Here is a 25,612-nt window from a genome sequence, read left to right as displayed (position 1 = left end):
TCTTCCCATGATCAACGTGACCAATCGTACCAATATTAACATGCGGTTTTGTTCGTTCAAACTTGCTCTTCGCCATTGCTATTAATCTCTTGTTTTATTCCCTATTTTTATTAGCACCTAGGGACAGTTCTGCAAAATTTAAGTCTGACCAGACTGTAAACAGCCCAATCACCACAACTCTTAGACGGAAAACCCCACCAAATCTATAAATGGAATATCCTCCATCATACCTATTTGCCCAATCATCAACAACCATTTGGAGCGGGTAGCGGGAATCGAACCCGCATATTCAGCTTGGAAGGCTGCTGCTCTACCATTGAGCTATACCCGCATGACCCACGTACTAACTCTCCTTCGATGAATGGTGGAGGGGGTTGGATTCGAACCAACGTAGCATACGCAACGGATTTACAGTCCGCCCCCTTTAACCACTCGGGCACCCCTCCATTACACCGATAAAGTCGCGTAATGAGACATCACGACAACCACCTTGAATACCCATTCAATTCAATCTGATTGCGAAGTGGTTATGACGATTACTATTGTATCTGTCAACAGAATAAATACAATTCTGTACAAATTTCCTGCTCATAATTTTAAATCATAGATTTTTTCTCTCTATTTTTCTTATTAATACGTTATAAAGAAGCTATGAAAGAAAAAACATCACAAAATTCTCATTATGCTCGTTTGCGTCGCCGATATCGCGATATAAAAGGCTCTCCTTCTCGATCTTTTACACACCCAAAGAAGAAAGCTGCTTCTTTACAGCAAGAGATCATCCATCTTTATGGCATTCATTCTGTTCAGGCTGCTTTAGAAAACCCAAAAAGAATTTTAAAATGTCTTTACGTTACACAAAATGCCTTAAAACGATTAAATATATCCGAATCAGATTATCCTTGCTCTGTTACATTATGCACCCCCAAATATCTTGATTCGCTTGTTGGAAGTGAGGCTGTTCATCAAGGTATTGTTTTGGAAACTCTCCCCCTCAAACCATGCAAACTGTCGGAACTAACCAATACTGATCTGGTCATTGTCATGGATCAAATTACCGATCCACATAATGTTGGCGCTATTATGCGCTCTGCAGTTGCATTGAAAGCTAAAGCACTTATTACAACTTGCCGTCACTCTCCCCACGAAAGCGGTGTTCTTGCGAAAGCGGCATCTGGAGCTCTGGAAATGATTCATTATATTACCGTACGAAACCTTGCTGAAGCTCTTCAAGAACTTCATCAAACAGGTTTTACAAGCTTTGGTCTCGATTCAGAAGGTGACCAACCTCTAGAAACAGCATTAACAGGGAATAAAATTGCTCTTGTTTTAGGAGCAGAAGGTAAAGGTTTACGTAAAAAAACACGCGAAACCGTTTGCGCTTTAACACGCCTTGACATGCCTGGAAATATTAAATCATTAAATGTTTCAAATGCAGCAACAATAGCTCTTTATGTGGCACATCAATATCTTAGATTCTAGTTTTTAATTTTTTGTGAAACATCAAAAAAACCAACCAACAAAAAACCCGCAAAAAACCCGCCAATATGAGCTTCCCATGCTATTGAGATGCCATTTTCTTCAAACAAAATAGAAGAAATACCTATGATCAAATCAGTCGTCAGCCATACACTCATATAAACAAGAACCCCCTTAGAACACAGAGCTTTTTTGACAGATAATAAAGGTCCTAAAAGTTTTTCGTTCTGCGCATTGACAGCTAGATTACCACTAGGAAAACCGTAACGTGCAATAGCACCCATCATTCCAGATACGGCACCTGACGCCCCAATAAGTGATATGGTACTTTCTTGATGAAATGTAAAATAAGTCAAAACAGAAATAACTGCCGTTAACACCCAAAAAATTAAAAAACGTAAAACACCAAAATGCCTTGCTAAAGGAGAACCGAAAACCAAAAGCCAAACCATATTAAGAGCAACATGTTTAAAACTACTATGCATAAATGAATAACTCACCATGGTATAACAAAATGCTACAGGATCCCTCTTAAACAATGCTGGTATAAATGAAAAAAGCTCAAGACTTTCAACATAAACATGATGAGAAAAAAAATACTGAGAAATGCAATAAAGACAAAAACAAAATGCTATCAAAACAACTATAATAAATGGAACATTCAATAAGGGTTCTTTAGGTTGTTTTGGCAATCGGGAAACATCATTATGGTGGTGACTAGAAACTTTCATTGTATAAAATCTCGTATTTTTTAGAAAATGGGTTATTCTTTTATACAAAATAAATATACCATTCCCAGTGATGCAGAATCTTTTCAACGCCTCTTCGAAGCCCCTTTTTAAATTTTCAATAGCTCTATATGAAAACACGTGTATTTTATACAAAAGATTTTAAAAAGCATGGATATCAAGAATATGATTTACAAACTTAGTGGTATCCTACTTACTTAAATGTGAAGTTACCATGCAATATACAAGAACTTACGAATAGACGAACTCACTTATGAGGTGGTGTATAATAAAAATATATAAACATTATTTTCTTACTAGAAATATATTGATTATTGCATTTTTTAACCAAGCTATACTTCGATTGATAAACTTTAAAGAATCTTAAATCTCAATTTTCCATTAATATGGCCTGCATTGCTTCTATGCTTTGAACGAAAAACGATATCTCTATGAGAAAAATACCAATACAGTGTTCTCTAGATATAATAATTAGTGTTTCATGATGAATTACTTACTTGATAATCTGTTTCCCACATACATGCAAAAGCGTCAGTTCATCTCTTTAACAAATATAAACAAGCCTTTCATTTCAACCTTTAACAGATATAATTCAAGAACTGTCTCTTATGAAACACTTAAAAAATATGTTGATTCTAATGATGCATCTTTGAATTTAAACAGTTCATGACGGAATTTTTTATTCCTTTTTTAGACAGTGTTATTGACACATCCGCCACTTGTAACGCGCAAGAGAATAGTTTGGATTATTCAATATAAAAAAAATTAAATGAGGTAATCATAGGAATTTGCTATTAAGTTGTAAAATGATAAAGGACCATTATAAATCAATGTATTATAAATAGATAACACACTAATTATTGAAGAGGAAGATCTTGAGCATTCTGCTTGCAATCCTTTAACCACACATCATAAATAGGATGCTCAACAGCGTTCAAACCAGGACTATCTGCAAACATCCATCCTGTAAAAATACGCCGTATTTTTTTATCTAATGTTACTTCATTGACTTCAACAAAACCAGTTGTACGCGTGGGTTCATCTTTAGAGCTCGTATAACACGCACGTGGTGTTACCTGTAATGCGCCGTACTGATAAATTTTACCAAGAGTAACTTCAAAACGTGTGGTCCGTCCCGTGATTTTGTCAAGACCTGCAAAAACAGCAATTCCATTGCTAATACGCTCAGCCCGCACCCCATTATTTAAGGATAAAAACACTAAAATTTCCATAAAAAAAATATAAAAAAAATGCCTCGCCCCTAACAATAAAAAAAATCTCATCATATCAAAATCAATCGCACCTTAAAAAATAATTCTTTTCATAACATAGAGTCAAATAAGACAAAAATACACACGCACATTAAAACATGTTATTTTTTAGGTGACCACGCATCATAATCTTCATGCACACAAGAACGCTCTCCATTGGAGGTTATAGCTCCCTTTGGTCGATAGCCCTCACTTGTTCCTGTCATATTTGCAACATGAGGCTTTTCCCATTCATAAGGATGATAATCCTCTTGTGTTGGTGGACACTCACAGCGATGATGAATCCAGCCATGCCAACCTGGTGGAATAGTAGAGGCCTCAGAATAGTCTTTATAGATAACCCAACGGTGCGGATAACCATCCTTATGAAGTCCTCCTTCATAATATATATTTCCAAATTGATCTTCCCCTATCTGCTTACCTTTGCGCCATGTGAAAAAACGCGTACCAATGGTATTGCCATTCCACCATGTGAAGATTTGCTTAAAAAAACGAGCCATCTGCTATTCCATTCATTTAGTGCGTTCATGAAATTAATCGTTGGAATAAAATTATTAACGATTGAAATTATCGAAAAAGTTACTAGTAAATTCAACTACAATTCCAATTGATAGGTTAACGTGCTATCCTTTAATTTCAAGAAGATATCATATGTATGGCTTCTTCTCCACCCCATAAAATTTAATCTATGCCAAGTTTCATCTTAACCAATTCATTAACAGCTTGGGGATTTGCCTTACCACCTGTTACTTTCATTACCTGTCCAACAAACCAACCAGCTAAAGCAGGTTTGTGCTTTGCTTGCGCAACTTTATCAGAATTATTGGCAACGATCTCATCAACAGCTCTTTCAATAGCCTTTGTATCCGTTACCTGCTTCATATTTCGTTCTTCTACAATTTGGCGTGCATCTCCCCCCTCATTCCAAATAATCTCAAAAAGATCTTTGGCAATTTTTCCAGAAATAACTCCTTCTTTTATAAGATCAATAATGCTTCCCAATTGATTTGGCGATACTGGTGACTCTTCAATCTCACGATTATCTTTATTTAAAGCCCCTAAAAGGTCGTTAATCACCCAATTGGCAACTATTTTTCCATCACGCCCACGCGCTACCTCTTCAAAATAATCAGCAATAGCCTTTTCTGTCACAAGAATGGAAGCATCATACACTGTCAATCCCATTTCCTTAACAAAACGTGCTTTTATAGCGTCAGGCAACTCTGGTAAGTCTGCTGCCAAAGCATCCACAAATGCTTGATCAAATTCTAACGGTAAAAGATCAGGATCAGGAAAATAACGATAGTCATGCGCTTCTTCCTTTGAGCGCATAGAGCGCGTTTCACCTTTAGCGGCATCAAAAAGCCGAGTCTCTTGATCTATGACGCCTCCATCTTCTAAAATTGCGATCTGACGACGCGCTTCATATTCAATTGCTTGACCAATAAAGCGAATAGAATTAACGTTTTTAATTTCACAGCGCGTTCCAAAACCTTCACCAGGACGACGAACAGATACATTGACATCTGCACGCATAGAACCTTCATCCATATTGCCATCGCAAGTGCCCAAATAACGAACAATCGTACGCAATTTTGTCATATAGGCTTTAGCTTCATCTGATGAGCGCATATCAGGCTTGGAAACAATTTCCATAAGAGCAACACCAGAACGATTAAGATCTACAAAAGACATCGTTGGATGTTGATCGTGCATCGATTTTCCAGCATCCTGTTCAAGGTGCAACCTCTCAATTCCCACTTCAATATCCTCAAATTGGCCATTTGAATCTGGACCAACAGATATAATAATCTTTCCCTCTCCTACAATGGGATAGCGAAATTGAGAAATCTGATACCCCTGCGGTAAATCTGGATAAAAATAGTTTTTGCGATCAAAAACAGATTTTAAATTAATATGCGCCTTTAATCCTAAACCCGTTCGAACCGCTTGACGAACACATTCTTGATTAAGAACAGGCAACATACCTGGCATGGCTGCATCAATAAGTGATACATGATTGTTCGGCTCTGCACCAAATTTGGTTGATGCTCCTGAAAAAAGTTTCGAATTTGATATGATTTGCGCATGAACTTCCATGCCAATGATGACTTCCCAATCACCTGTAACTCCAGAAATAAAACGCTTAGAATCAGGAGTACGCGTATCAATGATGCTCATTGCCAATCCACTACCAATATTTTAAAATTCACTCATGGCTTATCTAAAACCATTCTCTCAGTGCAATCCTAGGATATAAATCTTACAACACAAGCCCGATTTTATCGGGCTTGTGTTGTTTGCATAAATATTAAGTTTTTTTAGGAGCCTTTTTCTTAGCTGGTTTTTTCTCTGTAGACGTTTCTTTCACTTCAGACTTTTTCTTTGCCGGCTTTTCTTCAGGGATATCTGATTCGTCATATTCTTTCATCAACTCTTCAACCGTCACTTCTTTGTCTGTGACTTTTATCTGTGCTAATAAATGATCAATGACCTTTTCTTCAAAAATCGGAGCACGTAGATTTTCAACAGCTTCCGGAGTCTTACGGAAAAAATCCATAATCTCTTTCTCTTGTCCTGGATATTGGCGAACCTGATCAAAAACTGCTGCTTTTAGCTCATCCTCACTAACTTTAACACCAACCTTCATTCCAATTTCAGAAAGCACCAAACCAAGACGAACACGACGCTGCGCAAGGACACGATATTCCTCACGTGCCTTTTCTTCTGTAATACCTTCATCTTCAAAACTGCGCCCAGCCTTTTTCAAATCATCATTAACCTGAGCCCATATATTGTTAAACTCAACCTCTAAAAGTTCTTCAGGAATCTCAAAATTATAATCAGCATCTAAAGCATCAAGAATTTGACGCTTAACTTTTTGACGTGTCACTGAACCATATTGGCTTTCAATCTGCCCACGAACGACCTCACGTAAGCGATCTAGAGACTCTAAACCAACTTTTTGCGCTGCTTCATCATCAATTTTTAATTCATCTGGTTTAAAGACAGCTTTGACAGTAATGTCAAACTCTGCTTCCCGTCCCGCCAAATGTGCCGCACTGTAATTATCAGAAAATTTAACAAAAATCGTTTTTACATCCCCAGCTTTCACACCAACCAATTGCTCTTCAAAACCAGGAATAAATTGTTTTGACCCAAGAATCAGTTGTGCATCACTATCTGCCCCACCTTCAAATGGAACGCCTTCAAGCTTACCTTGATAATCTATGGTAATGCGATCACCTTCTTCAGAATTCCCCTCTTTTAGAGAATAATTACGCGTAGAAGAAAGGACGCGATTGACTTGATCATCAATATCCTGTTCAGGAATAATTGCAATTTCACGGATAACCTTAATATGTTCAAAATCTTTAATGTCAATTTTTGGTAAAACTTCATACTTTAAACTAAAAGTAAAATCAGCTTTGCCATCTAGAATTTTTTCATCTTCATCTATATCAATTTTTGGCTGCATCGCTGCACGTTCATTGCGGTCCGCTAAAATAGAACGAGGTGCATCACTGAGTATCTCATTGAGAATCTCCGCCATAAAGGATTTACCATACATTTTTCGCAAATGCCCACTAGGCACTTTACCGGGACGAAAACCATTAAGCTTGATTTTTCCCTTGGTATCATCCAATCGTTCATTCAACTTTTCTTCTAAATCTTTCGCTGGAACCACGATCTTAATTTCGCGCTTCAGTCCTTCATTAAGCGTCTCGGTAACCTGCATTAAACACCTTCATTTTTCTAAGGAGAGGGATCAACCCACTCTAATAATCATTACATTCTAACACTTCGAGTGTTACATTTACCATGAAGCGGAATTTCAGACACGTAGAAATCCGTAGCACTTAAGGGATTGCTTTGGTGCGGATGGAGGGACTCGAACCCCCACGGTCTCCCGCCAGAACCTAAATCTGGTGCGTCTACCAATTTCGCCACATCCGCTCAAACTTACAAGCTAATAACCTTATACAAGCGGCGTTTCTATACCATTAATTACAGAAAAAAAGCAAACAAATATATTAAAAAAAACAAAATCTATGCTTTTCATACATAACTGCTTACGCTAAAAGTCAATTATGTTAAAGACATTTGATATCCCAATTCATATCATCGGTGGCGGTCTTGCGGGGTGTGAAGCAAGCTGGCAAATCGCTCAGTCAGGAATTTCTGTTGTTTTGCATGAAATGCGACCCGAAAAAAAATCAGATGCCCATAAAACCGATAAATTGGCAGAACTGGTTTGTTCAAATTCGTTTCGTTGCGATGATTCATTAACAAATGCCGTAGGACTTTTACATGCTGAAATGCGATTAGCAAAATCGTTAATTATGAAAGCTGCTGATGCCAACAAAGTTCCCGCAGGTAGTGCTCTTGCTGTTGACCGTGATGGATTTTCAAAAACCGTTACGACAGCACTTGAAAACCACCCTCTTATAACAATCAAACGTGAAGAAGTTCAAGAAATTCCTAAAGCTTGGAAACATGTTGTCATTGCAACAGGCCCCCTTACATCGCCTGCACTTGCTCAAAAATTACAAGCAATAACCGGTATAAAAGCTCTTTCTTTTTTTGATGCAATTGCACCTATTATCCATACCGACAGTATTGATATCAACATTTGTTGGTATCAGTCTCGCTATGATAAAATTGGTCCTGAGGGAACAGGAAAAGATTATCTTAATTGTCCCCTCAACAAAGAACAATATGAAACATTCGTTGAAGCGTTAAAAAATGCTGAAAAAACAGAGTTTCGTGACTTTGAAAAAACGCCCTATTTTGATGGATGCCTCCCCATTGAAATTATGGCTGAGCGCGGAATTGAAACGTTAAGACATGGTCCTATGAAACCTATGGGCTTAACTAATGCCCATAACCCTACAGTTAAACCCTATGCTGTCGTTCAATTACGCCAAGATAATAAACTTGGAACGCTTTATAATATGGTCGGCTTTCAGACAAAATTGAAATATGGTGAACAAATTCGCATTTTTAGAATGATTCCCGGTCTTGAAAAAGCAGAGTTTGCGCGTCTTGGTGGTCTTCACCGCAATACCTACCTCAACTCGCCAATTATTCTTGATCAAACCCTTCGTTTAAAACAAAAAAAACAACTACGCTTTGCAGGGCAAATTACCGGATGTGAAGGTTATGTAGAATCAGCGGCAATAGGGCTTCTTGCTGGACGTTTTGCTGCTGCCGAATATCATCATATTTCCCCTTACCTACCCCCACAAACTACAGCATTCGGAGCCCTTTTGAATCATATTACAGGGGGACACATCATAGATGAAAAAGCAGAAACACAATCTTTTCAGCCAATGAATATCAATTTCGGACTCTTTCCGCCTATTGCTTCTATTAAACATTCAGGAAAACGCTTACCAAGTAAAGAAAAAAAATTAGTAAAAAAACAAGCCATAACAGCGAGAGCTCTCAATGATTGTACTCAGTGGTTAGCAAATAAAGAATCAAAGAGCTCCTGTTTATAAAAAACACACGATTCGCCTCTCTCCTACTGAATAGATCTTTATAACTCTCGTGAAAAAATCATTCTAAAGCCTTTTAAAGACTGTCTCCCCCAATCAATAAATACTACCCTACGTTTCATCATTTATTCAATTATGTAGATGCTGTAAAATAACTTTTGGCTATAAAAAAACTTTACCGCTATCAATAATTTAATATGATTTAATGACTAAAAACAAAATAATTATATAAACATATTATGAATAATCAAAATAAATAAATGGAGATACACAAGTAATACTGTACTATCTTTATTAATAGTTTTTATATTACGTAATGTATATTATTTTATAAGAGTAATTTTTCTGTTTTTTAACTTCCTCCCTCAAAATTTGTGATGTTCTCTCATTTTAACTCTTGTATGATGAAGGAAAAATACTCGCTTGCATATCACAAGTGAAATAAAGATATGGAAAAAATATTTGTAGGATAGAGCTGGAGCTATCTCTCCCCTCTCAAATGCCAAGAAAAATCCCAATATTAAAAACCAAATCTGAATATCAAAAGATTTTTTTATTTCAGGATCTTATAATAAATCAATAAAATTATCCTCTTGGTGCGTCACAAGAAAGGTTGGCGTATAAGAGTAAAAGAATAAAACTATCCCTTATGCACTCGTCTCAGATATCTGGGGCTAGTCGCAACATTATAGGAACTGAGAAAATAGATAGCAAGGTGGCACCAACATGCACTTTTATTAAGCGTAAATGGTGATATATAATAACTTTTATGGACTTTACAGAGTTTTCCGCTTCATATTATTTACGGATCTTGTTTTGAAATAAATACCGTAACACTTCAGCGTAATAAAAGTTAATATTACATTTTATAAGCCATACCCGCGCTCAATTAATACAGTACAATATTTCATTGAAAAGACTAAAAACAATATATTTCAGCAATACATGAAAATAAAAAATATCGCAAGGATCTCAAAGTTTTATGTGAAAAACAAGCATAACACATGTGTTAAAAAAACCCGTTTATAAATAAATCGGGTTTTTTTAATGTAGCTTAAATTATTTTTTATTAACTGCTTCTTTAAGGCTTTTTCCTGCAGAAAATTTGGGTACAGAACGTGCTGGAATATCGATTTCAGCACCAGTTGAAGGATTACGCCCCTTTGTTGCAGCACGATGAGAAACTTCAAAAGTGCCAAAACCTGGAAGACGAACATCTCCCCCTGAAGCCAAAGCTTCTGTTACAGAAGCCATAAAAGCATCAACAACAGCACCAGCTTGCGCTTTCGAAACACCTGCCTTTTCAGCAACGGAGCTAACGAATTCACTTTTATTCATAAAATATTTCCTTTCCCTATATTACCTGAACATGACTTAATCATGTTATTGGTCAGTTTATTGAAAAGTACAGCAAACAGAAGTCTTATTTTTATCCAAAACATTGTTTTTTTAGCAATAATCACAGTTATTCACGGAATTTTTCACTTTTTCCAACAAAAAACAGAATAATAACCTCAACAACATCTTCTACCACCTAAAAAATGCCGTTATAAATGAGATAAGTGAATCAGTGCGCAATCTGTATTCCTTCACTATCACTGCTCTCTGACCGGATTGGCACAGCCCCTGTAGAGGGTTCTTTCCATTCAATAGTGTCTGGAAAACGAACCAAAGCGTGTTTCAAAACTTCACTCACATGATTTACCGGAATAATTTCCATATTATTTTTGACATCATCAGGAATATCAACCAAATCTTTTGCATTTTCTTCAGGAATAAGTACTTTTTTTATCCCTCCTCGAAGAGCTGCTAAGAGTTTTTCTTTTAATCCACCAATGGGTAAAACGCGTCCACGTAAAGTAATTTCACCAGTCATTGCAATATCTTTATGCACAGCTACTCCTGTAAGGACCGAAACAATTGCTGTCACCATTGCAATCCCAGCCGATGGGCCATCTTTTGGTGTCGCACCCTCTGGAACATGAACATGGATATCGCGTTTTTCAAAAAGTGGAGGTTCAATACCAAAATCAACAGCACGAGAACGTACATAAGATGCTGCCGCTGAAATGGACTCTTTCATAATATCACGTAAATTTCCAGTTACAGTCATCTTCCCTTTGCCGGGCATCATAACTCCTTCAATAGTCAATAACTCTCCACCGACTTCTGTCCACGCAAGACCTGTTACAACACCAACTTGATTTTCTCCTTCAATCTGATTGTAATGATAACGTTTAATACCCAAGAAATCATGAATATTACTTTCTGTAACTTTTACAGATTTTTGATGTGTTTTGAGAATTTTTGTAACGGATTTGCGGGAAATTTTCATGAGTTCACGTTCAAGGTTACGAACGCCTGCCTCACGTGTATAAAACTGAATAATTGACCTTAGTGCGCCATCAGAAATACTGAGTTCTTTTTTAGATAAACAGTGATCTTTTAGTGCCTTTGGTAAAAGATGCTGTTTAACAATTTCCATTTTCTCACATTCAGTATAACCAGCGATACGAATAATTTCCATACGATCCATTAACGGACCTGGAATATTAAGCGTATTGGCAGTTGTGATAAACATGACATCAGAAAGATCATATTCAACTTCCAAATAGTGATCAATGAATGTACCATTTTGTTCAGGATCAAGAACTTCTAATAAAGCGGATGAAGGATCACCACGAAAATCTTGGCCCATTTTATCAATTTCATCAAGCAAGAAAAGCGGATTAGATTTTTTTGCTTTTTTCATAGACTGGATAATTTTTCCAGGCATCGATCCAATATATGTTCGGCGATGTCCACGAATTTCTGCTTCATCTCGGACACCTCCCAATGAGATACGAACATACTCACGTCCCGTTGCCTTTGCAATAGAGCGCGCTAATGATGTTTTCCCTACACCTGGAGGACCTAATAAACAAATAATGGGACCTTTTATCTTTGACGCGCGACTTTGTACGGCCAAATATTCAATAATTCGCTCCTTAACTTTTTCAAGACCAAAATGTTCATTATTCATGACCTTTTCAGCAAAATCTAAATTGTTTTTAATCTTAGATTTTTTACCCCAAGGCATTGCTAATAACCAATCAAGATAGTTACGTACAACTGTCGCTTCTGCAGACATAGGAGACATATTCCGTAATTTTCTCAATTCTGCTCCAGCTTTTTCCTGTGCTTCCTTGGATAGTTTTGTATTCTTGATACGTTCTTCTAATTCAGAGAGTTCATCTCGGCTATCATCACCTGCTCCTAACTCTTTTTGAATAGCCTTCATCTGCTCATTGAGATAATATTCTCGTTGGTTTTTTTCCATTTGCCGTTTAACATGCGAACGAATACGTTTTTCAACCTGCAAAACAGAAATTTCTCCTTCCATGAAGGACAAAACACGTTCAAGACGGGCCCGCACAGGTAAGAGCTCTAATATTTCCTGTTTTTCTGCCAGTTTAATCATCAAATGAGAAGCAATCGTATCGGCAAGCTTAGAAGGATTATCAAGCTGGCCAATCGCATTCACAACTTCAGGAGAGATTTTTTTATTAAGCTTTACATAGTTTTCAAAATAAGTAATCACTGACCTTGAAAGAGCTTCAATCTCAACATCACTCTCTCTAGGTTCTTCTGTAACAGTTGCAAAAGCCTGATGATAACCTTCACTTAAAGAAAATTGACTAATTTTTGCACGTGCAGTTCCTTCAACCAAAACCTTTACAGTACCATCAGGAAGCTTTAAAAGTTGAAGAATATTAGCAAATGTACCAATATGATAAACATCCTCTGATTTTGGATCGTCATCAGAAGCATTTTTTTGTGTCACCAATAGTATTTGCTTATCAACCGCCATCGTTTCTTCAAGAGCACGAATTGATTTTTCGCGGCCCACAAAAAGTGGAACAATCATATGGGGGAAGACAACAATATCACGAAGAGGTAAAACAGCATAAACCCCATCTCTTACTTCATCTGTCTTTTCATCAATATATTGCATAACTCTCCTTTCTGGAGCCTATGAGCTATCTACAACAATTAGCCCACCTTTAGAAAATCTCAGCTCTTCACTGTACATGAAGTGGTAATTACTCATACATAAATCAAGCATTATAATGATATTATTAGAAACACCTATCAAATACCGTTCACTACCACCTTTTATATTGTGCATCGCACAATGTCATGCTGATACATTTTCTTTATCTTCTGCACGTTCTGAGTAAATATAAAGAGGACGCGCTTTACCATCAACGACATCACTCGAAATAACCACTTTTTGAACGCCTTCAAGAGCCGGTAGCTCAAACATCGTCTCAAGAAGGATCTTCTCCATAATAGAACGTAAACCACGAGCACCAGTTTTACGTTCAATTGCTTTCTTTGCAATAACACGTAAAGCATCTTCATGAAATGCTAACTCAACATTCTCCATTTCAAAAAGACGCTGATATTGCTTTACTAACGCATTTTTAGGTTGGGATAAAATTTGCATGAGGGCGTTAACATCTAAATCCTCTAAGGTAGCGACTATAGGAAGCCGCCCAATAAATTCTGGTATTAAACCAAATTTAATAAGATCTTCAGGCTCTAAATCACGAAAAATTTCACCGACACAACGCTCATCCGGAGCCTTAACAGTCGCAGAAAAACCAATAGAAGTTTTTTCACCACGCCCTGAAATAATCCGTTCTAAACCTGCAAAAGCTCCCCCACAAATGAATAAGATGTTTGTGGTGTCAACCTGAAGAAACTCTTGTTGCGGATGCTTACGTCCACCTTGAGGAGGAACAGAAGCAATCGTTCCTTCCATAATTTTTAATAATGCTTGCTGAACTCCTTCCCCCGAAACATCTCTTGTAATAGAAGGATTGTCTGCTTTACGAGAAATCTTATCAACCTCATCAATATAAACAATACCACGCTGCGCACGTTCAACATTATAATCTGCTGCTTGAAGAAGCTTCAAAATAATATTTTCAACATCTTCTCCCACATAACCCGCTTCAGTCAAAGTGGTCGCATCCGCCATCGTAAAAGGCACATCAATAATACGTGCTAATGTTTGTGCAAGATAAGTTTTACCACAACCCGTTGGACCAACAAGAAGAATATTTGATTTAGCCAACTCAATATCATTGCTTTTAGACTGATGCGCCAACCGTTTATAATGATTATGAACAGCAACAGAAAGAACACGCTTTGCATGCTGCTGACCAATAACATAGTCATCAAGAACTGTTATAATTTCCTGTGGCGTAGGAACACCATCACGCACCTTAACCCCAGAAGACTTATTTTCTTCCCGAATAATATCCATGCAAAGCTCTACACATTCATCACAGATAAATACAGTAGGCCCCGCAATGAGCTTACGCACCTCATGCTGACTCTTGCCGCAGAACGAGCAATAGAGAGTATTTTTTGATTCGTTCCCGCTATTGCTAATTTTGCTCATTTTTCTTTCCTTTCACCACAATATATGAACACTTTGCCTTTTCAAAGGAAGCCTTTCATCATGAAAACTAAAAGACATATAGAAAACCATGCATGTCTCAATACTTTTAGGTGTTTCTCTTATTTTGCGATATTTTTTATAAAACTCTTGATTTAAAGTAGCTGTTTTTTCTATAAAAATTCTTAATCTTTTTCTTCTTTTTCAGTTTCTGCACGGTATTGTATAACATCATCAACTAAGCCAAACGCTTTGGCTTCTTCTGCTGTCATAAAATGATCGCGATCGAGAGTTCTCTCTATAACCTCATAATCTTGACTCGTATGTTGAACATAAATTTCATTTAAACGCCGTTTCATCTTTATAATATCTTGCGCATGTCGCTCAATATCTGAAGCTTGACCTTGAAAACCACCAGATGGTTGATGCACCATAATACGTGCGTTTGGCAATGTAAAACGATGACCTTTTGCTCCAGCCGTTAATAATAAAGACCCCATAGATGCCGCTTGCCCCATGCAAAGCGTAGAAACAGGAGGGCGAATAAACTGCATAGTATCATAAATAGCCATACCAGATGTTACGACACCACCTGGAGAATTAATATAAAGACTAATTTCTTTTTTAGGATTTTCCGCTTCCAAAAAAAGCAATTGTGCACAAACAAGCATTGCCATACCATCTTCAACAGGTCCATTAATAAAAATAATCCGTTCCTTTAAAAGACGGGAAAAAATATCATAGGCCCGTTCACCACGATTTGTTTGTTCAATAACCATAGGAACAAGGCTTAATGCTGTTTTCATTGGATCACTCATATTTTTACTTTCCGTTCATATAACAACCGCTCTTTACACATTCAATGTTTTTGTCCATATGTTAACATTACTCTCTTGTGCAAGCTACAATCAAGAGATTGTATAAGATAGATTAAAATCTCAATAGTTAAAATAGCAATAATAACTCTACCTAAACAAATGATGAACATCCGGAATGCGAGATACCGCCCAATGGTAAAAACTTCCTTCCTGAGGTCTTTTCGTGGTCTTTGTCTTTCTGTGAATATGAAAGCCTATCAAGCGTGAATCTGTAAGCGGCTTTACGCCAAAAGCTGGTTCAAAAATACGTTCAGTTTTTCGCCCAGTCCAATAATAAAAAGTTTCCTTTTCCTTTGCTTCATGAAAAAACCATATCGTTTTGCTAATCGTGAAATACCATCATTGCCAAATATTGTAACGCCAAGATTTCCCAGTAAAATCGGCATTTTTTTCCTCTTTAACCAGAACGGTCTCCAAACACGACGCTTAAACCCAAGCCAATGAGGAATAATTTCTGCACCTGCCCAATAATCCTCAAATATTTTTATAATAGGGTTATTGGGCGGAAAATAAAGTGCAGAAACGCCTACTCTTGTATTATTTTCTCTTGCCAACCAAACCTTATCCGCATCTGGATGAAATTGTTTAACAAGGTAAACATCTGTATCTAACCAAACACCTTGTTGATATTTCATCAGCATAACACGAAAAAAATCCGAGAACTGAACAATTGTACACCCTAGTTTATCATCAGAAAAATCGGGATCAAGGCGATAAATTGCTGAGCGTGGTAAAATTGATTCGGCTTCATACAGCTCAACACCAGCAGGGAGATTATCTATTTTTTTATCATAACTAAAAAGCTTAACGCGCTGTCCAGTTTTAACCATTGAAGACAAACAAAGCCTATCTACCAATCTTAATTGTCCACTATACCAAAAAGTACAAATATCCATAGATAATACATCAAAAATATTCTAAACTTACGCGAAAGAGTTGTTCAACATCACGAACCCTATCAGCAAGAGCAAAAATCACTATTCTATCACCAGACAAAATACGCGTATCTGCCGAAAGCTGTATTATTGTCTTATTGCGATAAATTGCACCAATTCTCAAACCATCTGATAAATTGAGCTCTGATAATGACTTACCAACCAATGAAGATGTTTGCATCACTTCAGCTTCAATAATTTCTGCTCGGCCATTAAAAACTGAATGAACAGAACGAATACGCCCACGGCGCATTTGTTGCAAAATTCTCGATATTGTAACACTATGGGGATTAAGATATGCATCCACACCAACAGCACGACTAAATTCTTGATAGGCAACATTATTAATCAATACCATATTGGCTTTGCAGCCCAATCTTTTAGCAATAATAGCGCTTAAGAGATTAACCTGATCTTGATTGGTCAATGTAATCATTAAATCGGACTGATCAATTCCCGCATCTTGAAGAATCACTGGATCTAACACGTTACCGTATAAAACTGTTGTTTTTTCAAGCTGATCAGCAATTGTGAGGGCTCTTTCTCTATGCGCTTCTATAATCTTCAATTTTAATTTATGAAAACGCTTTTCAATAGCCTGTGCAACATAAAGGCCAATGTGACCACCCCCTGCAATAATCATGCGGTGGGCATCTTGTTCTTTATGACCAAAAAGCCCAACAGCACGACGCATCTGTTCACGAGAAACAACAAGATAGGTTATATCACCAACGCGTAGTTGCGTTTCTGAATGTGCAACCAATAATTCCGCGCCACGTTTAATAGCAGTAACCGTCGTATGAAGATCTGGAAAAAGCTCTGTTAATTGACGCAAAGGTGTATTAATAACGGGACAATCTTCCATGCATTCCAAAGCTAGTGCCACAATATCATCATTACAAAAATAAAGAACATCTATTGCACCAGGTAAAGCAATACGGCGCAAAACCATTTCCCCAACTTCAACTTCTGGCGAAATAACCACATCAATGGGAATATTCTCTCTGGAAAAAAGCGTCTTATAACGTGGTTCTAAATAAGATTGTGAGCGAATACGAGCAATTTTTGTGGGCACATTAAATAATGAATGTGCTACTTGGCAAGCTACCATATTAACTTCATCAAACAAAGTGACAGCAATCAACATATCAGCTTTGTCTGCATCTGCAGCCAAAAGAACTTCAGGCCGTGAACCGTGACCAACAAAACCTCTCACATCCAATGTATCGCGAATCTTTTCAATTAATCTCGTTTCAATATCAATAACAGTAACATCGTGATTTTCAGCAGCAAGACGCTCTGCTATCCCATAACCAACCTGTCCTGCTCCACAAATAATAATACGCATCGCTTTAAGAAACTCCAAGCGCTTTAAGTTTACGGTGCAAAGCTGAACGCTCCATGCCTATAAATTCAGCAGTACGTGATATATTTCCACCCAAACGCCCAATCTGCGCCACTAAATATCTCTTTTCAAATAATTCTCGAGCTTCACGTAACGGCAAATCCATTATACTTTCATCTGAATCCATTTGAAGACGTGGCAAAGAATCACTTACTTCACTGGGAAGAAAGTCCGCTGTTATAGGACCATCACCATCCCGCACAAGAATAAGAAGACGCTCAATATTATTACGTAATTGCCGCACATTACCCGGCCAAGCGTGCGTTTGCAAAATAGCAATCACATCATCACTGATTGCACGCGGTTTAATCCCAACCTGCTGTGATATTGTTTTTACAAAATGATGTACAAGTTCTGGAATATCTTCACGACGCGCTGAAAGGGGCGGAACAACAATAGGAACAACGGAAAGACGGTGAAAAAGATCCTCCCTAAAGCGCCCATCAGAAATGAGGTTTTCAAGATTTTGCGCTGTCGAAGAAATGATACGGACATCCACCTTAACACGTTTTGTGCCGCCAATTCTCTCAAATGTTTGCCCCGTTAAAACCCGAAGAATCTTCCCTTGAGTCTCACGCGGCATATCAGCAATTTCATCAAGATATAAGATACCGCCATGAGCTTCCTCTAAGGCACCAATTTTACGCTCTCTTCCCTCCATTTCGCTGCCAAACAGCTCTATTTCCATTCTTTCCGGAGTAATCGTTGCAGCATTTATTGTAACAAATGGCCCATTCGAACGCGTTGAGAGCGCATGAATAGCTCGTGCAACAGTCTCTTTTCCTGCCCCTGAAGGACCTGTTATCATGATGCGACTATTGGTTGGTGCTACTTTTTCTATGATTTGACGCAAATTTTTTATAACTGTCGATTTTCCGAGCAACTCTAATGTCTCGTTCGAACGCTTTCGCAATTCTAAAAGCTCACGTTTTAAATTTGAATTTTCAAGTGTTCTCTCTGCAACCAATACAAGTCTATCAGCTTTAAAAGGTTTTTCAATGAAATCATATGCCCCTCGCTTTATAGCGGAAACAGCCGTCTCAATATTACCATGACCAGAGATCATAACGACCGGAAGAGCCGGATATTGTGTTTTAATTTCATCAAGCAGTGCTAAACCATCGAGACGACTACCCTGTAGCCAAATATCCAAAAAAATGAGCTTTGGAATACGCTCACTAATTTGAGCCAATGCTTCATCAGAGTTACAAGCAACACGCGTTTCATAACCTTCATCATCTAAAATACCGGCAACAAGCTCACGAATATCTGCTTCATCATCAACAATCAAGATATCTGATACCATACTATTCCCCTATCTTATGATTTATGGCTTGTATAATATTACCCTGCTTACCCCCATCCGCTGGAAATATCAAACGGATCATCGCACCACGACCTTCATAAAAACTCTCCGGTGCATCATGAAGCTCCATGAAACCACCGTGATCTTCAATAACTTTGCGCACAATAGCTAACCCCAGCCCTGTTCCTTTTTCCCGCGTTGTTATATAGGGTTCTAATAACTTTTGTCTTTGCTCTTTAGGAAGTCCTTTCCCGTTATCAACAACATCCACAACCACCCATTCTTCCTGACGATAAGAACGGATAAGAATATGACCGTGAATATTTTCCTCTCGCATAACTGAATCTATGGATTCGCTCGCGTTTTTGATAACATTGCAAAAAGCCTGTACAATGAGACGGTTATCAAATGCACCCATAAGTGGTAGAGTTCCTAAATCTTGCTCAAAATGAATATCATGTCGCGTCACCTCTATCAAGAAACATGCTTCGCGCAACAATTCTCGTATATCTAAAATATGCATTTTGGGTTTGGGCATACGTGCAAAAGAGGAAAACTCATCAACCATACGCCCAATATCTCCAACCTGCCGAATAATTGTGTCAATACACCGCTCAAAGACCTCTCTATCTTGTGTAATAGCTTTGTTATAACGTTTACGAATGCGTTCAGCGGATAACTGAATAGGTGTAAGAGGATTTTTAATTTCGTGTGCAATACGCCGCGCAATATCCGCCCACGCCGCTGTACGTTGCGCTGCAACAAGGTCTGTAATATCATCAATTGTTAGAACCCAAGATTGCCCTTGTCCATCATCCTCCTCCATCGTAACTTGGACATTACAGACACGCTCTTTTCCTGCAACGTTTAAAGTGACCTGCTCACGATGGTTTTTACGATCCAATGAACGCACAAACTGAAAAACCTGCCAAATTTCAGCGCTTAAAGATAAAAGACTTTTTCCAACAACGCGCTCTGAGCGAATATCAAACATCGCTTCAATAGACCGATTGATAATGGTGATATCACCATTATCATCTATACCTGCTACTCCCGCTGTTACACCCGATAACACAGCTTCAGAAAAACGCCGTCTTTCATCAATTTGATCACGCACTGCAATCAATTCATTACGCCGACTTTTCAATTCACTGACCATGTAATTAAAAGTTTTGGATAATTGCCCAATATCTCCATCTTTTGCTCGTACTGGCACGAAAATTTCCATATTTCCAGAAGCAACATCATCGGCAGCACTAATGAGAAGACGAATAGGACGTACTAAGCGATCAGCAACAGCAATAGCAGCCCAAATGGCTGATAAGAATAAACTAAAAAAAAGACACAAATAAAGCATACCAAATGCAATCTGTGTCAGCAGGCGATTCTCATTTAAATCACGATAACGATCTGTATTAACTTCTGTCAAACGCAAAGCAGATAAAACACCTTTATCAACGTCACGCACCAAATATAAAAATGTGTTTGGAATATTGGTAAATTTTAAAATAATACCAAAATAATCATGAACGCCTGGTTGAAAAGAAAAAGGTCTCGCACTGGTTGCTCGTTCAATAAGATGAGAAGGAGGAATTGGCAGTTTATCTTCATCACCAAGAGCACTCGATACAAAAATAGCTCCACTAGAACTTAACAAAAATGCACCACGCAAATTGCGTCCTAGAGCATGACGCGTCAATTGCATCCTATATTCAGCTGGATTACGTTCTAAGAGTTTTTTGTTATCAAGTGCAAATGCCATCGCGTAGGATAAATTTTTTAAATTTTGGAGCATTTCATCTGCATAAGCATTTGCTAAATCAATAGAAGAGCCCACAATTTGCCGCGTTGTTGTATCAAACCATCGATCAAGTCCCAAATTTAGTGCTGGACCCGATACAAGAGCTACAGCAACAGCTGGCATTGTCGCAACAAGTGCAAACAATGAAATAAGGCGCACATGAAGACGCGATCCTGCACGCCTTGAACGCCAAGCACGAATGATCGGTATCATCTCATAAAAAACGATGACAATAAGCCCTAAAACCCAAAAACTATTAATTCCTATAAGAATAAGGGTTACTGTTCTACTGGGAACAACAGGAGTTAATCCAATAAGAATAATAAATGAAACAGAGGCCGTAAGTAAAGCCAATACAATAATTGTAATCCCTAAAAAAATATATACCTTACTTAAACGATACAACTCATCGTTATAAGTATTTTTATCTATGTCTTGAAGATTCGTCACAGATGTTATATTCGTCATGAGCTTACATACCCTTATCCCATTATTCTCATATAACCTTTTGTAGCAAAAATTGACAATACTAATACTACATTTAAAATAGGCAAATATAGTCAACGAGAAAAAACTTCTACATTTTGCAAAATATCTTTAAAATAGACTGTGTTCGACGATACTTTACGAAGGAAATGAGATGCGATTAACAAAACAAACAAATTATGCTCTTCGAATGCTTATGTATTGTGCAGATAATCAGGGAACTCTCAGTCGTGTTCCAGAAATTGCTAAAGCATATGCCGTTTCAGAGCTTTTTTTATTTAAAATCCTTCAGCTGCTTGTTCAAGCAGGTTTTATACAAACAGTGCGTGGACGCAATGGTGGAGTTAGATTGGCTAAACCCGCAGCAGAAATTTCAGTCGCGGATGTTGTGAAAGTAACAGAAGACAACTTTTCCCTCGCAGAATGTTTCGATACTGCAGAACCAACTTGCCCCTTGTTTGATTTTTGTGGTTTAAATACCGCACTTCAAAAAGCATTAAATGCTTTTTTTGAGGTGTTATCCGTGATATCCCTTGCTGATCTACAACAACCATCCTTTCAAAATCATTTTAAAATTAATGACAAAAAAGCAAACTAAGATTATAATACAAGGAGATTAAGTATTTCTATTGCAGCAATAATATTAGCCGCTGGACGGGGTGAAAGAGCAGGATCTCCCCATAAAATTCCAAAACAATATCGGCTTCTAGGACAAAAGCCAATTATTTATCATACCGTGCATTGTTTTTTGCAGCATCCAGCTATCACAACAATTATTCTTGTTATTCATCCAGAAGATCGTCAAATCTGTGAACAAGCTATTGACGATTTTAAAGAGCGCCTTATTATCGTTGAAGGAGGCAATACACGTCAAATCTCTACCTTATATGGACTTCAGGCACTCAAAAAATTTGCCCCCCAATATGTGCATATTCATGATGGTGCACGCCCTTTTATCGAAAACAAGCTTCTTAATAACATTCACAACACTATCACGCCTCAAGAAGGTGTTCTTCCTGTTCTGCCCATCTCTGATACCCTTAAACGTATAAATAATCAGCATGTTTTAGAAACAATTCCCCGTACCCATCTTTATAGTGCACAAACTCCACAGTGTTTTCCCTTTGAACATATCTTAGCGGCCCATAAACAAGCAAAACAAGCTTGCAAACAAGAATTCACTGACGATTCTGCAATTGCCGAATGGTTTGGAATTCCTATGCGTACCGTTCCTGGAGATCCTAACAACATAAAAATTACATGGCATGAAGATTTTAATACTGCACATTTATATCTCCAAAAGAAAATGCAAATATTTCCTGATATTCGTACCGGCAATGGTTATGATGTTCACTCTTTTGAGGATGGTGATTTTCTTATATTATGTGGTATAAAAATCCCTTTTCATAAAAAATTAAATGGACACTCCGATGCGGATGTTGCTCTTCATGCATTAACAGATGCCCTTCTTGCAACTCAAGGTGCTGGAGATATCGGTACACATTTTCCTCCCTCTGATCCTCAATGGAAAAATGTATCATCAGAAATTTTTCTCCGTCATGCTCTTGATATTATAAAACAAGCAGGTGGTCGTATCGCCAATGTTGATATCACAATTATCGCTGAAAATCCTAAAATTAGTCCATATCGTCATGCCATGACAGAAAATCTTATAACAATACTTGCAATAACACCTGATCGTATCTCTATCAAAGCAACAACAAATGAAAGGCTTGGATTTATTGGTCGTGGTGAGGGAATTGCTGCTCTTGCAACAGTGAGCGTCCTTTATTCAGGAGAAATTCCCCAATGACATATCTTTGTGAAAAACAAGCACATGAAGTTCTTAATACCTTTCGCCAAAAAGGTTTGCTGTTAACAACTGTAGAGTCTTGTACAGGGGGACTCATTGCTGCATGCCTCACAAATATAGCAGGATCGTCAGATGTTCTCGATTGTGGATTTGTTGTTTATTCAAATGAATCTAAAACACGCCTTGTTGGCGTTTGTGCTGAACTTATAAAAACCTATGGTGCCGTTTCAAAAGAAGTTGCTCTTGCAATGGCTGAGGGTGGATTAAAACATTCACAAGCTGACATTGCAGTTTCTGTAACAGGAATTGCTGGTCCAGGAGGTGCAAGTCTTGATAAACCTGTAGGACTTGTGCATTGCGCAGTAGCTTATAAAAACCACTCCCCCCTGCACAAAGAAATGCACTTTGCTCATCTTAATCGCAATGCTATCCGCCATGCAACTGTTGAAAATGCTTTTAAAATGATTCTGGAATTGCTTCACTGAATTCCCCATACTAATTTCAAAATTCTTTATTCCCCATCGAGTCTATAATCGTCAACATCTTGAAAAAATTTTATTGTATCACAACTTGAAAATGAACGATCTGACTAGCCTAAAATTATCTCACTTTAGTCCTGTGTAGGTTGAATTAATCAAATTTATTCACTTACACGCCACAAGAGAAAAAACTGTATAAATAAAATGATTAATGAAAGGGAAACTTGTACCTCTCTCTCAAGTGCTAAGAGCTGGTACAACATCTTGAGAGATGGCAAATAAATGATACAGGAGAACTTCTTCATAAGTGTACAGATGTAGATTTTATATACTTTTACGAGAATCTATACTATTTATTATGAGCACTATTATGAAATGGGTATGACGCAAGCATGTTCTATTTGGGCGTTTTGTTTAACGAGTGTGCATCCATTAAAAAAGAGAGAAACAAAAGCATGAAACTGTGCATCATCTTCATCATTTAAAATGATATTCCCTCAATATACTTTTGAAAGCTGAATTAAAAACAAATAGTAAAGATGGAAACCGGTTTTCACCTTCACGCTGTTTAAGCAATAGGTATTGTTAAAAAATAACAGAATAGACTATGTTACCGTAGAGCCATAAATCTGATGCGCACGCTTCTCAAAAGCCTCGGTAAATTTACGAAACGCAATATCAAACATTGAGCCCATCACTAATCCAAGCGTTTTACTTTTAAATTCATAATCAATAAAAAACTCTACATTACATGCATTGGTATTTTCAATATCATGAAAGGCCCAACGATTTTCAAGATATTTGAATGGACCATCAATATATTTAACTTCTATAAGACTTTTTTCCGGCTGAAGAAATACTTGAGTCGTAAAAGTTTCACGAATAATCTTATAGCCAACGGTCATATCCGCAAGAAGCAATATTTTTTTTCCATATTCTTTTCGAGAACGTATTATTAAAGACTCACACATTGGTAAAAATTCAGGATAACGCTCAATATCTGAAACCAGATCAAACATTTCACTGGCACTATGGGTGATCTGCCGATGTATTGTAAAAATCGGCATAATTATCTCTGTAAGGAAAATTTTTCATCACGCGCTTTTTGCAAAATGGCAAAATCATCTCCAGCATGATGAGATGAACGCGTTAGAGGATTGGAGGCCATATGTAAAAATCCTTTTACTTTACCAATCTTGGCAAAAGACTCAAATTCTTCAGGAGGCACAAAACGAACAACTGGATGATGTTTTCGTGTAGGCTGCAAATATTGTCCAATTGTCATAAAGTCAACATCAGCAGCGCGCAAATCATCCATCAATTGCAAAACTTCATTTCGCTCCTCCCCAAGGCCAACCATAATTCCCGATTTTGTAAAAATTGTTGGATCAAGTTCTTTAACACGTTGTAATAAACGAATTGAATGAAAATAACGTGCCCCTGGACGGACCTTCAAATATTTAGAAGGAACTGTTTCTAAGTTATGATTAAAAACATCAGGCTTAGCAGCAACAACAACTTCTAAAGCGCCATCCTTATGACGAAAATCAGGTGTAAGAACTTCAATTGTTGTTTTAGGAGTTTTTTGACGAATCGCATAAATAACTTTTGCAAAATGCTCAGCACCACCATCAGCAAGATCATCACGATCAACAGATGTAATGACAACATGTTTTAATTCCATCCGTGCAACAGCATCAGCGACACGTTCTGGCTCATTATCATCAACGGCAAGTGGAATACCTGTTGCAACGTTACAAAAAGCACAAGCACGCGTACATATTTCACCTAAAATCATAAAGCTAGCATGCCTCTGGCTCCAACATTCGCCAATATTAGGACAACCAGCTTCTTCACATACAGTCACTAGCTTATGCGTACGTACAATACCATGTGTTTCCTTATAAATTGGTGATGTTGGCGCTTTTACACGAATCCAATCTGGCTTTTTTTGAACGCTTGTATCAGGACGATGTGCCTTTTCAGGATGACGCAATCGTCTATTTGCAACTCTATCAACAACCGTAACCATTTAAGCCTTTGCCTTATAAATACGAAGT

19 protein-coding genes, 3 tRNA genes and 2 pseudogenes are annotated in these 25,612 nt (G+C 37.6%); 5 read left to right on the top strand and 19 right to left on the bottom strand.

The window, feature by feature from the left end; all coding sequences use genetic code 11:
* The 3 genes and pseudogenes from ACFINS_RS03825 to ACFINS_RS03815 form a co-directional block, all read right to left on the bottom strand.
* Nucleotides 1-76, bottom strand: a pseudogene (locus ACFINS_RS03825) (elongation factor Tu); the annotation flags it as partial.
* Nucleotides 77-257: 181 nt separating this feature from the next.
* Nucleotides 258-331 (bottom strand) — tRNA-Gly (locus ACFINS_RS03820).
* 31 nt (nucleotides 332-362) lie between these two features.
* Nucleotides 363-446 (bottom strand) — tRNA-Tyr (locus ACFINS_RS03815).
* A gap of 205 nt (nucleotides 447-651) precedes the next feature.
* Between ACFINS_RS03815 and ACFINS_RS03810 the strand changes: the two genes are divergently transcribed.
* Nucleotides 652-1,482 carry a TrmH family RNA methyltransferase gene (locus ACFINS_RS03810; protein ID WP_375649657.1) on the top strand — a complete coding sequence of 277 codons (831 nt, stop codon included), beginning with the start codon at nucleotides 652-654 and terminating at the stop codon, nucleotides 1,480-1,482.
* Here the strand turns inward: ACFINS_RS03810 and ACFINS_RS03805 are convergent.
* From ACFINS_RS03805 to ACFINS_RS03780, 6 genes are all read right to left on the bottom strand, one after another.
* Nucleotides 1,479-2,210, bottom strand: a complete 732-nt coding sequence (locus ACFINS_RS03805; RefSeq protein ID WP_375649652.1) for a rhomboid family intramembrane serine protease — start codon at nucleotides 2,208-2,210, stop codon at nucleotides 1,479-1,481. The two genes, ACFINS_RS03810 and ACFINS_RS03805, sit on opposite strands and share 4 nt — an antisense overlap.
* A gap of 875 nt (nucleotides 2,211-3,085) precedes the next feature.
* Nucleotides 3,086-3,511, bottom strand: coding sequence for a DUF2155 domain-containing protein (locus ACFINS_RS03800; protein WP_375611302.1), 426 nt, complete (start codon nucleotides 3,509-3,511; stop codon nucleotides 3,086-3,088).
* 89 nt (nucleotides 3,512-3,600) lie between these two features.
* A complete protein-coding gene (locus ACFINS_RS03795; RefSeq protein WP_375705912.1) occupies nucleotides 3,601-3,999 on the bottom strand; it encodes an NADH:ubiquinone oxidoreductase subunit NDUFA12 in 399 nt (132 codons plus the stop codon).
* A 181-nt stretch (nucleotides 4,000-4,180) separates the two neighbouring features.
* A complete protein-coding gene (gatB, locus tag ACFINS_RS03790; protein ID WP_375620773.1) occupies nucleotides 4,181-5,680 on the bottom strand; it encodes an Asp-tRNA(Asn)/Glu-tRNA(Gln) amidotransferase subunit GatB in 1,500 nt (499 codons plus the stop codon).
* 130 nt (nucleotides 5,681-5,810) lie between these two features.
* Nucleotides 5,811-7,238, bottom strand: a complete 1,428-nt coding sequence (gene tig / locus ACFINS_RS03785; protein ID WP_375705911.1) for a trigger factor — start codon at nucleotides 7,236-7,238, stop codon at nucleotides 5,811-5,813.
* Nucleotides 7,239-7,373: 135 nt separating this feature from the next.
* Nucleotides 7,374-7,456: transfer RNA gene (locus ACFINS_RS03780), tRNA-Leu, on the bottom strand.
* Nucleotides 7,457-7,590: 134 nt separating this feature from the next.
* Here ACFINS_RS03780 and trmFO point away from each other — a divergent pair.
* Nucleotides 7,591-9,003 (top strand): methylenetetrahydrofolate--tRNA-(uracil(54)-C(5))-methyltransferase (FADH(2)-oxidizing) TrmFO, encoded by a 1,413-nt coding sequence (gene trmFO / locus ACFINS_RS03775; protein ID WP_375649634.1) that lies wholly within the window; start codon nucleotides 7,591-7,593, stop codon nucleotides 9,001-9,003.
* A 1,056-nt stretch (nucleotides 9,004-10,059) separates the two neighbouring features.
* Here the strand turns inward: trmFO and ACFINS_RS03770 are convergent.
* From ACFINS_RS03770 to ACFINS_RS03735, 8 genes and pseudogenes are all read right to left on the bottom strand, one after another.
* A complete protein-coding gene (locus tag ACFINS_RS03770; protein WP_375611283.1) occupies nucleotides 10,060-10,338 on the bottom strand; it encodes an HU family DNA-binding protein in 279 nt (92 codons plus the stop codon).
* Nucleotides 10,339-10,567: 229 nt separating this feature from the next.
* The gene (gene lon / locus ACFINS_RS03765; protein ID WP_375611282.1) at nucleotides 10,568-12,994 is read right to left on the bottom strand and encodes an endopeptidase La; all 2,427 of its coding nucleotides are present in this window, start codon (nucleotides 12,992-12,994) and stop codon (nucleotides 10,568-10,570) included.
* A gap of 183 nt (nucleotides 12,995-13,177) precedes the next feature.
* Nucleotides 13,178-14,452 (bottom strand): ATP-dependent Clp protease ATP-binding subunit ClpX, encoded by a 1,275-nt coding sequence (gene clpX / locus ACFINS_RS03760; RefSeq protein ID WP_273723371.1) that lies wholly within the window; start codon nucleotides 14,450-14,452, stop codon nucleotides 13,178-13,180.
* A gap of 182 nt (nucleotides 14,453-14,634) precedes the next feature.
* Entirely contained in the window at nucleotides 14,635-15,267 is a 633-nt protein-coding gene (clpP, locus tag ACFINS_RS03755) for an ATP-dependent Clp endopeptidase proteolytic subunit ClpP (RefSeq protein ID WP_375611281.1), read from the bottom strand.
* A 147-nt stretch (nucleotides 15,268-15,414) separates the two neighbouring features.
* Nucleotides 15,415-16,223, bottom strand: a pseudogene (locus ACFINS_RS03750) (hypothetical protein).
* Between the two features lie 10 nt (nucleotides 16,224-16,233).
* Complete coding sequence (gene trkA / locus ACFINS_RS03745) at nucleotides 16,234-17,610, bottom strand: Trk system potassium transporter TrkA (protein ID WP_375611279.1); 1,377 nt, start codon at nucleotides 17,608-17,610, stop codon at nucleotides 16,234-16,236.
* Between the two features lie 4 nt (nucleotides 17,611-17,614).
* Nucleotides 17,615-18,973, bottom strand: coding sequence for a sigma-54-dependent transcriptional regulator (locus tag ACFINS_RS03740; RefSeq protein ID WP_375611278.1), 1,359 nt, complete (start codon nucleotides 18,971-18,973; stop codon nucleotides 17,615-17,617).
* A 1-nt stretch (nucleotide 18,974) separates the two neighbouring features.
* Nucleotides 18,975-21,242, bottom strand: coding sequence for an ATP-binding protein (locus ACFINS_RS03735; RefSeq protein ID WP_375611277.1), 2,268 nt, complete (start codon nucleotides 21,240-21,242; stop codon nucleotides 18,975-18,977).
* A 172-nt stretch (nucleotides 21,243-21,414) separates the two neighbouring features.
* On the opposite strand from ACFINS_RS03735, the gene rirA reads away from it, so the two are divergent.
* Genes rirA through ACFINS_RS03720 form a run of 3 tightly spaced genes read left to right on the top strand, consistent with a single transcriptional unit; the run spans nucleotide 21,415 to nucleotide 23,558 of the window.
* Nucleotides 21,415-21,858, top strand: coding sequence for an iron-responsive transcriptional regulator RirA (rirA, locus tag ACFINS_RS03730; protein WP_375611276.1), 444 nt, complete (start codon nucleotides 21,415-21,417; stop codon nucleotides 21,856-21,858).
* Nucleotides 21,859-21,882: 24 nt separating this feature from the next.
* On the top strand, nucleotides 21,883-23,073 hold the full coding sequence (locus tag ACFINS_RS03725) for a bifunctional 2-C-methyl-D-erythritol 4-phosphate cytidylyltransferase/2-C-methyl-D-erythritol 2,4-cyclodiphosphate synthase (RefSeq protein ID WP_375613044.1): 1,191 nt from the start codon (nucleotides 21,883-21,885) through the stop codon (nucleotides 23,071-23,073).
* Nucleotides 23,070-23,558: a CinA family protein gene (locus tag ACFINS_RS03720; protein ID WP_375628982.1), complete on the top strand. Its 489-nt coding sequence runs from the start codon at nucleotides 23,070-23,072 to the stop codon at nucleotides 23,556-23,558. Before ACFINS_RS03725 ends, ACFINS_RS03720 begins: the two co-directional genes overlap by 4 nt.
* Before the next feature lie 599 nt (nucleotides 23,559-24,157).
* Here ACFINS_RS03720 and ACFINS_RS03715 read toward each other — a convergent pair.
* Together ACFINS_RS03715 and lipA are read right to left on the bottom strand one after the other, a co-directional pair.
* Nucleotides 24,158-24,619, bottom strand: coding sequence for a type II toxin-antitoxin system RatA family toxin (locus ACFINS_RS03715; protein WP_273791149.1), 462 nt, complete (start codon nucleotides 24,617-24,619; stop codon nucleotides 24,158-24,160).
* Nucleotides 24,620-24,621: 2 nt separating this feature from the next.
* Nucleotides 24,622-25,584: a lipoyl synthase gene (gene lipA, locus ACFINS_RS03710; protein ID WP_375611273.1), complete on the bottom strand. Its 963-nt coding sequence runs from the start codon at nucleotides 25,582-25,584 to the stop codon at nucleotides 24,622-24,624.
* Nucleotides 25,585-25,612 lie beyond the last annotated feature (28 nt).

Origin of the sequence: Bartonella sp. AA2SXKL, assembly GCF_042197205.1 — a bacterium.
Lineage (GTDB): Bacteria > Pseudomonadota > Alphaproteobacteria > Rhizobiales > Rhizobiaceae > Bartonella.
This window is presented reverse-complemented; position numbering and strand designations above follow the sequence as displayed.

What these genes read in the sequence shown, in the direction of transcription:
- ACFINS_RS03810 (WP_375649657.1), top strand. Translation starts at nt 652, where the DNA reads ATGAAAGAAAAAACATCACAAAATTCTCATTATGCTCGTTTGCGTCGC.
- ACFINS_RS03805 (WP_375649652.1), bottom strand. Translation starts at nt 2,210, where the DNA reads ATGAAAGTTTCTAGTCACCACCATAATGATGTTTCCCGATTGCCAAAA.
- ACFINS_RS03800 (WP_375611302.1), bottom strand. Translation starts at nt 3,511, where the DNA reads ATGAGATTTTTTTTATTGTTAGGGGCGAGGCATTTTTTTTATATTTTT.
- ACFINS_RS03795 (WP_375705912.1), bottom strand. Translation starts at nt 3,999, where the DNA reads ATGGCTCGTTTTTTTAAGCAAATCTTCACATGGTGGAATGGCAATACC.
- gatB (WP_375620773.1), bottom strand. Translation starts at nt 5,680, where the DNA reads ATGAGCATCATTGATACGCGTACTCCTGATTCTAAGCGTTTTATTTCT.
- tig (WP_375705911.1), bottom strand. Translation starts at nt 7,238, where the DNA reads ATGCAGGTTACCGAGACGCTTAATGAAGGACTGAAGCGCGAAATTAAG.
- trmFO (WP_375649634.1), top strand. Translation starts at nt 7,591, where the DNA reads ATGTTAAAGACATTTGATATCCCAATTCATATCATCGGTGGCGGTCTT.
- ACFINS_RS03770 (WP_375611283.1), bottom strand. Translation starts at nt 10,338, where the DNA reads ATGAATAAAAGTGAATTCGTTAGCTCCGTTGCTGAAAAGGCAGGTGTT.
- lon (WP_375611282.1), bottom strand. Translation starts at nt 12,994, where the DNA reads ATGCAATATATTGATGAAAAGACAGATGAAGTAAGAGATGGGGTTTAT.
- clpX (WP_273723371.1), bottom strand. Translation starts at nt 14,452, where the DNA reads ATGAGCAAAATTAGCAATAGCGGGAACGAATCAAAAAATACTCTCTAT.
- clpP (WP_375611281.1), bottom strand. Translation starts at nt 15,267, where the DNA reads ATGAGTGATCCAATGAAAACAGCATTAAGCCTTGTTCCTATGGTTATT.
- trkA (WP_375611279.1), bottom strand. Translation starts at nt 17,610, where the DNA reads ATGCGTATTATTATTTGTGGAGCAGGACAGGTTGGTTATGGGATAGCA.
- ACFINS_RS03740 (WP_375611278.1), bottom strand. Translation starts at nt 18,973, where the DNA reads ATGGTATCAGATATCTTGATTGTTGATGATGAAGCAGATATTCGTGAG.
- ACFINS_RS03735 (WP_375611277.1), bottom strand. Translation starts at nt 21,242, where the DNA reads ATGACGAATATAACATCTGTGACGAATCTTCAAGACATAGATAAAAAT.
- rirA (WP_375611276.1), top strand. Translation starts at nt 21,415, where the DNA reads ATGCGATTAACAAAACAAACAAATTATGCTCTTCGAATGCTTATGTAT.
- ACFINS_RS03720 (WP_375628982.1), top strand. Translation starts at nt 23,070, where the DNA reads ATGACATATCTTTGTGAAAAACAAGCACATGAAGTTCTTAATACCTTT.
- ACFINS_RS03715 (WP_273791149.1), bottom strand. Translation starts at nt 24,619, where the DNA reads ATGCCGATTTTTACAATACATCGGCAGATCACCCATAGTGCCAGTGAA.
- lipA (WP_375611273.1), bottom strand. Translation starts at nt 25,584, where the DNA reads ATGGTTACGGTTGTTGATAGAGTTGCAAATAGACGATTGCGTCATCCT.